The 13,169-nt window shown below is 55.5% G+C and carries 9 protein-coding genes, 1 tRNA gene and 1 pseudogene; 6 read left to right on the plus strand and 5 right to left on the minus strand.

What is annotated here, in order from left to right; genetic code table 11:
* The first annotated feature begins 240 nt into the window (after positions 1-240).
* From AC2FPW_RS01455 to AC2FPW_RS01465, 3 genes and pseudogenes are all read left to right on the plus strand, one after another.
* On the plus strand, positions 241-1,668 hold the full coding sequence (locus tag AC2FPW_RS01455) for a DUF2779 domain-containing protein (protein ID WP_496812344.1): 1,428 nt from the start codon (positions 241-243) through the stop codon (positions 1,666-1,668).
* A 111-nt stretch (positions 1,669-1,779) separates the two neighbouring features.
* A pseudogene (rpsC, locus tag AC2FPW_RS01460) lies at positions 1,780-2,412 on the plus strand (30S ribosomal protein S3); the annotation flags it as partial.
* A 452-nt stretch (positions 2,413-2,864) separates the two neighbouring features.
* On the plus strand, positions 2,865-3,494 hold the full coding sequence (locus tag AC2FPW_RS01465; RefSeq protein ID WP_496812345.1) for a hypothetical protein: 630 nt from the start codon (positions 2,865-2,867) through the stop codon (positions 3,492-3,494).
* Between the two features lie 526 nt (positions 3,495-4,020).
* On the opposite strand, the gene AC2FPW_RS01470 is transcribed toward AC2FPW_RS01465, so the two are convergent.
* Genes AC2FPW_RS01470 through AC2FPW_RS01485 form a run of 4 tightly spaced genes read right to left on the minus strand, consistent with a single transcriptional unit; the run spans position 4,021 to position 9,627 of the window.
* On the minus strand, positions 4,021-5,058 hold the full coding sequence (locus AC2FPW_RS01470) for an ACP S-malonyltransferase (RefSeq protein WP_496812346.1): 1,038 nt from the start codon (positions 5,056-5,058) through the stop codon (positions 4,021-4,023).
* Entirely contained in the window at positions 5,055-7,244 is a 2,190-nt protein-coding gene (locus AC2FPW_RS01475) for a dehydrogenase E1 component subunit alpha/beta (protein ID WP_496812347.1), read from the minus strand. The genes AC2FPW_RS01470 and AC2FPW_RS01475 overlap by 4 nt, the downstream gene beginning before the upstream one ends.
* An 11-nt stretch (positions 7,245-7,255) precedes the next feature.
* Entirely contained in the window at positions 7,256-8,458 is a 1,203-nt protein-coding gene (locus AC2FPW_RS01480; protein WP_209508024.1) for an acyl-CoA dehydrogenase, read from the minus strand.
* A complete protein-coding gene (locus AC2FPW_RS01485; protein ID WP_496812348.1) occupies positions 8,455-9,627 on the minus strand; it encodes a pyridoxal phosphate-dependent aminotransferase in 1,173 nt (390 codons plus the stop codon). The genes AC2FPW_RS01480 and AC2FPW_RS01485 overlap by 4 nt, the downstream gene beginning before the upstream one ends.
* A 101-nt stretch (positions 9,628-9,728) precedes the next feature.
* On the opposite strand from AC2FPW_RS01485, the gene AC2FPW_RS01490 reads away from it, so the two are divergent.
* Positions 9,729-10,625, plus strand: coding sequence for a LysR substrate-binding domain-containing protein (locus tag AC2FPW_RS01490; RefSeq protein WP_496812349.1), 897 nt, complete (start codon positions 9,729-9,731; stop codon positions 10,623-10,625).
* A 22-nt stretch (positions 10,626-10,647) separates the two neighbouring features.
* Here AC2FPW_RS01490 and AC2FPW_RS01495 read toward each other — a convergent pair whose 3' ends face one another.
* Complete coding sequence (locus tag AC2FPW_RS01495) at positions 10,648-11,517, minus strand: hypothetical protein (RefSeq protein ID WP_496812350.1); 870 nt, start codon at positions 11,515-11,517, stop codon at positions 10,648-10,650.
* A gap of 181 nt (positions 11,518-11,698) precedes the next feature.
* Here AC2FPW_RS01495 and AC2FPW_RS01500 point away from each other — a divergent pair.
* Positions 11,699-11,774 (plus strand) — tRNA-Thr (locus AC2FPW_RS01500).
* A gap of 103 nt (positions 11,775-11,877) precedes the next feature.
* On the plus strand, positions 11,878-13,169 hold a 1,292-nt coding region (locus tag AC2FPW_RS01505; protein ID WP_496812351.1), incomplete at its 3' end, for a tyrosine-type recombinase/integrase.

Raw genomic sequence — 13,169 nt, forward strand, 5'->3', positions numbered from 1 at the left:
GAAACCATCGTTCAGATGGACCAAAGGCCAATCATGCACTAACAATCAAATTGGACCACACAAGTGGGGCTGATCAAGGGCTCATTGACTTCTCATGAAGTTTCAGGGGTCAGCCATGTTTCTCATGAGGTATACACGCCTGATCCAAAACCAGAGGCTGAACATAAAGACGATAACGATTTTCCATTTTAAACTCAAACTAGCTATTTCAAAACAATTGCACATGTTGAGAGGCGTGACATGAGAGTTTCAAAGACCGATTTCATCCATTTCCTTCAGTGTCCCAATTCGTTCTGGCTTTTAAAACACAAACCTGAGGTCTATCCCCATGGTGAGTTTTCGGACTACGCCAAGAAGCTCGCCGCAGAAGGCTACGAAGTGGAAGCTTGCGTGCGTAGCCTCATCGAAGGCCGTGGCGATGCCGACAAGTTTTCATTTCAGGTAGAGTTTGAGACCGAGCGCGGCTTGTACGCCAAGGCGGATATGGTGCGCGAAAATGAGGATGGCACGATCAATCTCTATGAGATCAAATCGTCAACACGGGTAAAGACAGACGCGAAACACAACCAAATCAAGGACGCATGCTTTCAGGCATTGGCAGCGCAAGAGCTTGGTCTCAGTGTCAACCAAGTGTTCATTGTACATCTGAATGGGGACTATGTTCGCGATGGCGATGTAGACCCAGAGGCGCTATTGGAATTTGCCGATGTCACCACGAAAGTTCAGAGTGTTAGGGAAGAAACTGAGCAGCAAATCTCCGAGGCGGTGAACTTGTTGGCGATGCCAGAGATTGATGAAACCTCATGCAGTTGCTTGACGCTAACTAAGTCCAATCACTGTGACAGCTTTGACTACTTCAATCCGGGTATTCCATCACCTTCTATCTATAACTTGCCGCGAATATCTAAAGCAAAGTTAGGGACCTTCGTGGGCGAAGGGAGGTTCGATCTGGATGAAATTGGGATCGATGAGGTGACAGCGAAGCAGAGCTTCGTGCTCCGCTCTGCACACCTTAAAGAACCTTTGATCGACCAAGGCGCTTTGTCCCAGTGGTTCTCAAAGGCAGAGTATCCGTTGTATTTTCTGGATTATGAGACCTACGCCTCTGCGATTCCTATCGTTGATGGTGCGCGCCCTCAGTCACCGATTCCATTTCAATACTCCCTCCATATTAAGCGCTCACCAGATGATATGGAGTTGGCTCACGTTGAGTATCTAGCCGAGGAAGCAGCGCTCCCCTTTGCGATGGTAGAACACATGGAGCAGCACATCGGACCGGCCGGCAGCGTTATCTCTTGGCACGCTTCCTTTGAAAACACCCAGAACAAGACGATGGCGCAGCAGTTTCCCGACAAAGCCGCGTTCCTCGGAAGCTTGATTGATCGTACGCTCGATTTGGAAGACATTTTCAGCGAAGCGTACGTCGATATTGCCTTTGGAGGTTCCACTTCAATCAAAAAGGTCTTGCCAGTCTTGGCCAATGATCTCGACTACGCTGGAATGGACGTGGCAAACGGGACAGATGCAATGGAGGCTTGGAAACGACTTATTGATATGCCTGCCAGCGAAGAAAAAGATCAACTACGTGCAGCTATGCTGGAGTACTGCAAACTCGACACATATGCGATGGTCAGACTTTTCGAAGAAATGGAACGGATCCAACCATAGCTAATGGATGCGTAAAATCGGCAAAGCACTCAACTTGAATGGTACGAGTAAGGCGGCTAGCCTGCATAGGTACGATGCTGATAATTCACTGAGCTTGAAACGAGCACGATTTTGGCAAAGAAGATTAAACCAACCGGAATGCGCCTTCAGGTTAACCGCACCTGGGACAGCCGTTGGTACGCAAATACCAAGGACTACGGTGATCTTCTTCTGGAAGACCTGAAAATCCGTGACTTCGTCAAGGAAGAGTGTAAGCCCGCCGGCGTCAGTCGTGTGATCATCGAGCGTCCACACAAGAAATGCAAAGTGACAGTTCACGTTGCCCGTCCCGGCGTCATCATCGGCAAGAAAGGTGCAGACATCGAAAATCTGCGCAAGAAAATCGCCTCAATGACCGACTCGGAACTGCATCTCAACATCGTTGAAGTGCGCAAGCCCGAGCTCGACGCTCAGCTGGTTGGCGATAGTATCGCTCAGCAGCTGGAACGTCGTGTATCGTTCCGTCGCGCGATGAAGCGTGCCGTACAGAACGCGATGCGCACCGGCGCCCTAGGTATCCGCATAAACGTTTCGGGCCGTCTTGGTGGTGCTGAAATTGCGCGCACCGAATGGTATCGCGAGGGCCGCGTACCGCTTCACACTCTGCGTGCTGACATCGACTACGCTCATTCTGAAGCGACGACTCCTTATGGGGTAATCGGGATCAAAGTCTGGATCTTCAAAGGTGAGATCATGGGCCATGATACCGCGCTGGCAAGTAACCCAACCCATAATCCAGAGCATGGTACAGATCTTAATACGTCAATAGTCTCGTCGGGAGCACAAGCAATTGTTGCTACACCTTCTTCAGTTGATTTCGCGAAAAACACAGCTGAAAGCGTGGGGGAAATCCAAGAAAAAATGGTTTCTGCAATAACTGAACAGTCAATTCACCCAGGCCAATTGTTAGGGTTGGACGACATGTTGATGCTTGCAGGCGTTCAATCTCCGACCCCAGTGTTTCTGGCAGCATTGTCCCAGATGTGCTCTTCAGCCAACCCTATGCTCAAGTTAAAAGGGTATTCGTTGTCAAGCAATGATACGGACACCCCTATGTCTGATTCTGATATTTGGGCTGCGCTTCAAGGCACAGGAGAGCGGCCTGAAGAAATAGCAATCCGGTTTGAAGTGCGTAGATACCAGTGAGTACAAAGATATTGGAAGAAGACGATTATTTTTATGGTTCAACTCTGGCCGAAGTCCAAGAGATTTTTAACGCCGCGAAAATGAATAGTGCTCTCCTTTTTTTTGCGGCACCAGACCACGCTCATAGACTGCAAATTTTGGAAGAAGTTCTTGAGAGATCTTACGAGTACGTAGTGATAGATCGGCAAGTCACTAGTGACGAATCCGAAAACCAGATCTCCCTAAGAATCGTTAGAATGCTCAATATGGCCGGTCTAAATGCCTCTCATGATACGCAATGGGGTGGGCACGTTGACATCGCGGTGTCAGGTCCAAAAGGATTTCATTGGATAGGCGAAGCGAAGATTGATGGTGGTAATTCAAAGCTCAAGAAAGGTTACTTACAGCTAACCACTCGTTACATTCCGGGTGAATACGGGGCAGATTGCGGAGAACTTGTTATTTATGGGCAGAAGAAGAATGCCCTAGGAACACTAAAGAATTGGCTTGGCCTCGTTACTCAATTCGATGATTGTGTGATGGTGGAAGATATGTCTGATGATAGGCTTTGGTTTAGGACTTCGCACGTCTCCCAAACATCTGGCCGAAGAATTAGGATAAGACACCGAATTTTACCTCTTTGGTTCGACCCAAAGGCCTAGTAGATTGTCGGTTCCCTTCTACTGGGTGCACAATGGGTGCCAAAAGTACTGTGCTAGGATGACAGGGCTTGATAGACTGCGGACGTCTCTTCAAGACGTAAGTCATTCAACAGAAATGGTTTTCGCGATGGATTGAACCAGCCTGCAAGAGTCTGAATAGAAACCAAGGAAAATTGAAAATCCTCGTGTCGGTGGTTCGATTCCGCCCCCGGGCACCATTTAAGCCAGAGAAATGAGTGCTGGATATCAAACGCTTAGCGTTCAATGTCTGGGCCTTTGGCTCGTCTGCAAGATGCTTGACCGAAAGTGTCCTGATTTGCGTGAAGATGCCATTTGACCCGGAGCATTCGACAGTAGTTGCCGTCTAAGGCCGAGCGCTCCGTCATCTTTTCCCGTTCCGGAATCGTGGAATTGAAATGCAGGGCGCTTGCTCGGGTGGGTCTGAACAGATGGTTCGGTGTACAGAGTGGAGCGGGTGCCCGCGATTGATCGGTTTGCGCCCGGCGAACCGCCAGGGAGTGCAAGATCAGGTCACACGTGTGCGTTGATCCTCGATCCCCATTGAGATTAGCGAAGGTTCTTCGCGTTGGATGGTCTGAAAGCTTGCTTTGTCCTGCATCTTATCCCAATTGCTCAGGATCAGGCACTGCGCGACGGCTCCGCCCAGTGTGGTTCCCGGTCCAGTGACGATGAACATGTCGGGTGCAAACTCTTTCGCGGCTTGTGATACGGCCTTTGTGAAATCATAGGTTTCGGTCACCTGATGACCCAAGGTGTAGTCCCAAAGCGCGTCCAGATCACAGGCGCCGGGCCACCAGATCTGACCGCGGCCATCTATCATGGGCAGATTGGGTTGTCGGAACAGATCTGCGGCAAGGCGGGTGCGACCGACTTCGGCAACTGGGCGTTGCAGGTGTGAATGAAACCCTGCGTGATTGGCCAGCCGCATCGGAAAGCGTTCCTGCACCACAGGCACCTTGTTTTCAAAGGCAGATAACCCAGCTTCATCCCCGGCCAGAACCAACATCCCGCCCAGATCAATTGACAGGGTGAGGGTCGCGCCAGTGCCGTCAATCTCAGCGACCAGAGCCAGCAGTTCGGCCTTGCGTGCCGGGTTCGGCTGCCAGTCGGCATCCAAGAAGGGGTAGATCAACTGGCCGCCAATCAGGCTCTGCTGCATGAGTGTTCCCATGGTGTTGACCACCTCGAACCCTGCCTCGGCGGTCAAGGCACCCCCGCAGGCCAGGGCCGAATACCAGCCCATCGAGTTTCCGGTCACAGCCACCACGTCGATCTTCTCTGGATCAATGGCACGAAAATCGCCCAGCGTCGCGGCAAAGATCAGGGCCGAGGCATTGTCGCCGCGCGTGTGCTTTGCCACGGAATACCGCGTTGCGCCGTCCAGTTCGCTTAGGGTTTCCTGACCCTGCGCGCGTCGCATGTCGTCGAAATGTGCCAGCAGGGCCTTGTCGGTAAAATGCCGACCCAGAACCCCCAATTCAGGTTTGTTGTAGGTGCCGCGCCCCGGACAGATGACAACAGCGGTTTGTTTTGCTGACCTCATTTGCCCGTCTCCATCAGGGATCTTGCTGCGGCCTCGATGCTGTCTTTCGATGGCATGGTTGCGGCATAGGCCGGGCCGGTGGCGATAAAGCTGTCTTCGGCGGTAATACGTGCCATCGGCACATCTGTGGCTTCGTGGAAATGGGCCATCAGGGCTTCGGCCACGCCACCGTGATGCCGGGTTTCATCGACGATCAATATCCGCTTGGCGCCGCTTACGGCCCGGGTCAGCGCGTCTTTGGGCAGCGGTGACAACCAGCGCATGTCAATGATCCGGGTTTTTATCCCGTCGGCCTCCAGCGGTTTGCGCGCCTGATGGCTGAGGTAGACGCCATTGCCAAAGGTAACAATCGCCAGATCGTCGCCGTCGCCATCCACGCCGACCTCGCCGAAACCGATCCTTTCGGATGGGTCGGGGTAGGTGTGCATCCAGCCTGCGTCCCCAGCTTCGTGCAAGTCCCGCATCGGGTAGAGCGCGATGGGTTCCAGAAACACGACCAGCCGCTGTTCTTCCCGGGCCAGCCGCACGCATTCACGCAGCATTCGTGCAGCGTCGGCGCCGTTCGATGGGCAGGCCAGGATCAGCCCCGGAATATCGCGCAGAACCGCGACCGAGTTGTCATTGTGGAAATGCCCGCCAAAACCTTTTTGATACCCCAACCCGGCGATGCGCACGACCATCGGGTTGGTGTACTGACCGTTCGAGAAGAAGGGCAGGGTGGCCGCTTCGCCGCGCAACTGGTCTTCGGCGTTATGAAGATAGGCCAGGAACTGGATTTCCGGCATGGGCATAAACCCGTTCTGAGCCATCCCGATGGCTAGGCCCAGAATCGACTGTTCGTCCAGCAGCGTGTCGATCATCCGGTCAGGGCCGAAACGGGCCTGAAGCTTTTGCGTCACGCCATAGACACCGCCCTTGCGCCCGACATCTTCGCCCATCATCACGATCTCGCCGTGTTCAAGCATCAGGTCGCTCAGAGCCCAGTTGATCAGGCGTGACATGATCTGGGGTTCAGCATGTGCTTTGAGGTCGCCGCCGAATACCTCAGCTCGATGTTCAGCTGACGGGCCATTGGTAGGGGCACAGGGGCGTGCGGGCGGGATCAGGCTGGCCATCACGTCACCTGCGGTTTTCAGGCGAGGGCGGGTGATCGCCTTGTCGGCGACGCGGGTGACGCGGTCGCAGGTGTCGGTGTATACCTTCAGCGCGTCATCCGGTTGCATCGCACCGGATTGTTCCAGCAGACGGACGGAGTGCAGCAGGGGGTCGTTCGCCTCTTCGGCTTCGACCTCGGATTTTGGCATATAGGTGGTGGGCATATCTGCCCCGGCGTGGCCATACAGGCGCACCGTGCGGATGTGCAGAAATGCGGGCTTCTTGCGGCTGCGGACATAGGCGGCGGCTTCTTGTGCGACACGGTAGGTTTCGAAAATGTCGAGCCCGTCACACGTGAAATACTTCAGTCCCGGTCGATGAGAGAATGTTGCGGCAATCCAGCCTTGTGGTGTCTTGGTCGAAATTCCGATCCCGTTGTCCTCGCAGCAGAACAGCAGTGGCAGGGGAACCGACTGGTAAGACGTCCACTGCGCGGTGTTGAACGCGCCTTGCGCTGTGGAATGGTTGGCCGAAGCATCACCAAAGGAACAGTAGACGATGGCGTCGTCCGGCATTTCTGCATGTTCGGGTTTGTGACGGCGGGCTGCCCCGATTGCATAAGCCGCGCCGACAGCTTTGGGCAGGTGGCTGGCAATGGTCGAGGTCTGCGGCGGGATGCAAAGTGCTTTTGACCCCAACACCTTGTGCCGCCCACCGCTGATCGGATCATCAGAGGATGAAGCGAAGGACAACAGAATATCCCATGTCGGGCTCTGCCCCTGCACCTGATCGGACCGGGCGATCTGAAACGCGGCGTCGCGGTAGTGTAGAAAAGCGGGGTCTGTCGGGCGCAGGGCTGCCGCCACGGCGGCCATCCCCTCGTGACCAGAGGAGCCGATGGTATAGAACCCCTGACCCGCTTTCTGCATTGCCCGGCTTTGGCGGTCCAATGCACGGCTGAGACATTGCGCGCGATATAGCCCGACCGCTTCGGACGCTGTCAGTGGGCCAGACGGCGTCGCGCCAGCGGGGAAATCCCGTGCCGCAACCCGGCGCAGGAAGTTGTCATGCACAATGGTTGCGCGATCCATCTTTGTCGTCCTCAGGCGAAGGCTTGCAGGCCCGTTTGCGCGCGACCCAAGATCAAGGCATGAACATCATGCGTGCCTTCATAGGTGTTCACGGTTTCCAGATTCACCATGTGGCGGATCACGTGGAAATCCTGGCTGATGCCATTGCCGCCGTGCATGTCACGTGCGTGGCGGGCGACCTCAAGTGCCTTGCCGCAATTGTTGCGCTTGATCAGACTGATCATCTCGGGTGCTGCGCGGGCTTCGTCCATCAGACGACCCACGCGCAGAGCGGCCTGAAGGCCCAAGGCGATTTCGGTCTGCATGTTCGCAAGCTTCAGCTGGAACAGCTGCGTTTGCGCCAAAGGGCGACCGAACTGTTTTCGGTCCAGACCGTATTGCCGCGCGGCGTGCCAGCAGGCCTCGGCTGCACCCATCGATCCCCAGGCGATACCGTATCGTGCGCGGTTCAGGCAGCCAAACGGCCCTTTCAGACCTTCGACACCCGGCAACAGAGCATCTTCCCCGACCTCGACATTGTTCATCACGATCTCACCCGTGATCGAGGCGCGCAGCGACAGTTTGCCTTCGATCTTCGGAGCTGAAAGACCGGGTGTACCTTTTTCAAGAACGAAACCCTTGATCTTGCCGTCATGCGCGTCTGATTTGGCCCAGACAACAAACACGTCAGCAATGGGCGCGTTCGAAATCCACATCTTTGACCCGTTGAGGACATAGCCCCCATCAGTCTTTTTCGCGACGGTTTTCATGCCGCCGGGGTCCGAACCTGCATCGGGCTCGGTCAGGCCAAAGCAGCCAATAGACTCCCCGCTGGCCAGTTTCGGAAGGTATTTCCGGCGCTGTTCATCCGTTCCGTAGGCATAGATCGGATACATGACGAGGCTGGACTGCACCGACATCATCGAGCGGTAACCGCTGTCGACCCGTTCCACTTCGCGTGCGACCAGACCGTAAGTGACATAGCTGGCACCGATGCCGCCGAATTCTTCGGGGATAGTCGTGCCCAGAAGGCCCATTTGACCCATCTCGCGAAAGATTTCGGGGTCTGTTTCTTCATTGGCGAAAGCCTGGGTCACACGGGGCAGCAGTTTGTCCTGCGCGTAGGCGTTGGCCGCATCGCGCACCATGCGTTCGTCTTCGGCCAACTGGTCTTCCAGCAGAAAAGGGTCATCCCAAGTGAAAGGGCCAAGCTGGGGGCGGGATTGTGGTTTCATGAGAGTTTCCTTTCTACAGCGGCTTTGAGACGTGCAAGCCCCGCTGCAATTGTATCTTGGGCATAAGCAAAGCTCAGGCGAAAATGTCCGGGCAACCCGAAGGCGCGACCGGGAACCAGAGCGACACCGGCATCTTCCAACAACCAGGTGCAGAAGTCAGCGTCATTTTTGAACGGTCCACCCTGATCCTCAAGCAGTCCGGCGCAGGAAGGAAAGGCGTAGAACGCCCCGTCGGGAGCCGCGCAGCGCAACCCCGGAACCGTGTTCAACCCTGCAACCACCAGATCACGGCGTTCGGAAAAAATGACCCGGCGTTCTTCCAACAGGTCCGGGCTGCCGGTCAGCGCCGCAAGCGAGGCCCATTGTGCAATCGAACAGGCGCCCGATGTAACCTGCCCCTGAACGGCCACCATTGCCTTGATCAACTCGACCGGCCCGATCCCCCAGCCGATGCGCCATCCGGTCATGGACCATGCTTTGGCGACACCGTCGACGATCAACAGACGGTCGGCAAGGTCAGGGGCTGCCTCGGCCACTGAAACAAATGGAGTAAAGCTGAGATGGCGATAAATCTCATCCGCAAGAACCCAGACCTGTGGATGCCGGGACAAAACAGATGCGAGGGCGGCGATCTCATCCTGTGTATAGATTGCCCCCGACGGGTTCGACGGCGTGTTGAGCATCAGCCAGCGCGTGCGCGGTGTGATAGCGGCCTCTAACTGTTCCGGCAGAAGCTTGAATCCCTGATCCATCGGGCAAGGCAGAATGACGGGCGTTCCACCCGCCATCCGCACTATGTCAGAATAGCTGGTCCAGTAGGGCGCGGGCATGATGACCTCGTCGCCGGGGTTCAGGCTGGCCAGCATGGCATTGGCAATCACCTGCTTGGCACCGGTGGACACAATGACCTGAGTCACTTCGGCTTTGGCCTGCCGGGCAACTTCGGCACGCAGGTCGGGCACCCCGGCCGTCGGCGGGTATTTCGTCTTGCCGTCCAGCGCTGCCGCGTGGGCAGCTTCGACCACATGGGGCGGGGTGGGCAGGTCAGGCTCACCGGTCGACAATGCCAGAACATCGCGCCCTTCCGAACGCAAGCGTGCGGCGGCCTCGGAAATCTGCACGATTTCGGACAATTCGATACCGTTTAGTCGGTTTGCGCGGTGAAACACTGTCAATCTTCCTCTGGAGGTGACTGAGGTTCTATCTGCAAAGTAACTTGATAAAAATACGCTGTTTTGTATCGTTTCTGTGACTAAAACTCATAAGTGATATGCCCAGAATCAGCTCCCTTCCGTCTTTTGCCCTCATGCGCAGCTTCGAGGCTGCCGCACGCCACGAAAGCTATACCATGGCAGCAGAGGAACTTGGTGTGACGCAGGGCGCGGTTAGCCGTCAGGTGCGTGAACTTGAAGCTGCGCTGGGGGTGACGTTGTTTCGCCGGGTCGGGCGCGCCGTTCGCCTGTCGAAGGCGGGTCGCGCTTTGTTTGAAGAACTTGCAGGCGACCTTCAGCGGCTGAACGGTACGATCAATCGTGCGATCGCGGCCGGTGACGGTGCGTCGTTGCTGACCTTGGCGGTCCTGCCCACCTTTGCGACACGGTGGCTGGTGCCAAGACTGCCGGATTTCAAGCACCTGCATCCGGGGATCGAACTGGATTTGCATTCCTACACGACACCGTTCAGCCTGGAAGAGCGGCGCGTGGACCTTGCCATTCACTTCGGGCACGAAGATTGGCCCGGTGCGCGGCTACGCAAGCTATTCCCGGAAAAACTTGTCGTGGCAGCTGCGCCCGTGTTGTTGGGCGCCCAACGGCCTTTCGAGGAACAGCATGTGTTCGATCTGCCGCTGTTGCATCTGACCTCACGGCCCGGGCTATGGTCCGAGTATCATGCCAGCCTTGGGCTTGACGCCAGAGCGGTTTTTCCAGGGATGCGCTTTGATCAGTTCTCGATGCTGATCGAAGGCGCAGTTGCAGGGCTTGGGGCTGCGATTTTGCCGTCCTACCTGATCGAGGCCGAGTTGGCGTCGGGCGCGCTGGTCCAGACCGGGCAATTGGTGAATGCCTCGGGCAGCGCATATTTCATTGCAACGCCGACCGGGCAGAGGAACGAAGCCGTACAAGCGTTTGCGGACTGGATCATCCGGCAAACGAAAGGGCATTTGTAAGGGTGCGGACGCGACAGATGGGTTACAGCATCCGGATGCCCTGCATGGTCTGGATGATTGCCAGATCCTGCTCGTAAAGCTCTGTAAATGCGTCAACGATGTCTGCGTTCCAGCCGGGCAGATCAAGTTCTTCTTCGACCTCATCGGGCCGGGCATAGTCCTCCAAAACCCGCGCAAGGTCTTCGCGTTGAGCGTCCTTGTCGAGGCCGACGCCGCCCCGCACGATGTCCAGAACATGCTGTTGACCGGTTTCAGTCAGAAGCGACGACAGCAACGCATATTCATCCACCAGAGGAGCGTCACCGGGCAGGCCCGCCATTGCGCGCGTGATATCCCCCAGAATCAGTGGCAAATGTTCGTTCTTCCACAAAGTGAGCTGCACCTGAGGTGCAAGATCGCGCAGATCTTCGATCATACTCAACCAGCTCAGGCAACTCAGATCGGTGCTGGTCAGAATCTCCTGCCGGTGATCTTCATGGATCGACATAAGGACCTTGGGTATGAATAAACCGGGGTTCACCAGACCGACAAATATTTCGACCTGAGCATCGTCCAGCAAGGTCTGCACATAGGCTGTCCGCTGCCCGGCAAAAGGGTAAATCTGTCCATGTTGCAGGGCAGAACGTGTTGGGCCAAAGAACTTGTCGTTAGAGAGGATGACACGATCAACATTTGGATCATCCGGAAGAAGGGCGTGCAGCCCGTCCTGTGTTTCTGCATCAGACAAATCCTGAGCAAGGGCATCAGACAGAACCTTGACAAACTGACGTCCGCCGCGCGGTCCCAAGATCGCAGCACGGCAATCCGCCAAGGCCTGCTTGTTTGCCGAAAGCGAGGACAGCACTTGCCCTTCATCGGCGAAAGCGACCCCGGCATGGATTACTACCTGCATCTTTTGTCCTTTTACCCTCAGGGGCTGTGTCCATCCCATTCTATGTCTTTGCGTCGCGTGAAAATCTGCAACGAACCAACCGTGCGGTTTCTGCACTTTCTCAGGAAATCGGGCAATCCCCAAGTTTGAGTTAAAAATGAGGGTTGCAGTCCTCTGTCGGACGAAGTAATCGACTGCCAGTGCCCCTATAGCTCAGCTGGTAGAGCAACTGATTTGTAATCAGTAGGTCCGCGGTTCGAGTCCGTGTGGGGGCACCACTATCATCACCTCAGAGCCTTTATTTCCTTATTTCATTGGGATATCAGCCCGGAAATTAGGACACAAATGAGGGCACCTTTAATACACAGAGGTGAGAGTATGGTGAGCTACAAGCTTAAACATTTGGACGAAATGCGAGGCGGAAAGACGGTTCGATATCGTCGGCGCTGGCCCAAAGACATCGTTGATCAAATGGATAGCGCTGTTCTAACGGTGTACCTCAAGAACAAATCTGGTCCTAAGATGGTCCGAGAGCACGCAGCCATTGAAGCCATGTTTGAGAAAACAGTTCAGGCCATGCGTGAGCGACAGGTCGGACTGGACGCCAGATCACCTAGCCAGAAGTTTCACGAAGCTGCCTTGAAGGCGGCGGGTATGTTGGAGGGGGTTGTAGGTCTGGACGAAGATGACCCTTGGCTGCGTGGCCACCTTGCGGAAATCGCCCCTGACCCAATGGTCAAGGAAATCCTCATCAACCCCAAAGCCAAACCACCAGCGCCCACTGTTGCCGATGGTGTTACCATGTACCGAACGCTTCGCTGCGCTGACAATAAGGCCAAGCGCACCCGTTTGGATCGCCTAGCGGGGACACTCAAGGCTGTGTGGGGACCATTGGATAAGTTGCCCTTAGAAAAGCTCAAGCGCGCTCACGGGCGCGATCTGGTCGACCATTACAAGTCCCATCGGAAGGGCAATGGGGACCCCCTCAGCGCTGACACCATAAAGCGAGAAGTGGGCCAAGCGTCGGCCCTGATCACCTTGGCCCTGCGTGAGAACGATCTCGCAGGTAAAGTAGCGAACCCTCTGGACGGAATTGAGTTGCCTAAGGCGTCTACCCGAAAGGCAGATAAAAGGAAGCCTCTGAGTGACGCTGAGTTTGCCAAAGTCTCTAACCGTTTAAAGCCGATGGCGTCTGAACTCTGGCCTCTCTGGACCCTGATGAGCCTTGGTATTCATGCTAAGGAACTTTGTTTTTTGGAACGGCAGGACGTCGACCTAGAACGTGGCGTTGTCCACGTCCGAGCGAATGGCTTGCGTGGAGAGCTTAAGACCCAGAGCAGAGACCGCGATGTACCGCTTACGCCCAGCGCTCAGGAGGCTGCCAGAGAGGCGCTAAGGTTGGCCGGGGAAGGTGAGCCTTCTGACGCATTGTTCGCGCGTTACAGCCGTGGTGAGAGAGGCGCTGACAGCCTGACCGGGCTACTTAACAATAAGCACATCAAGCCGCTTGGCATCGAAAACACTACTTACGGTCTTCGCCATAGGGCGGCCTCCAAACTACGTGCGGCAGGTGCTGAGCAGGTAATCATTGATCGCTGTCAATGCCGAAGTAAAAATCCCCAGAAGTACCGAAGTAATTTTCCCCACTTTCGGGACCTGGTGACGAGCCAGAT

The sequence above is a fragment of the Ruegeria sp. SATB027 genome (assembly GCF_059613825.1).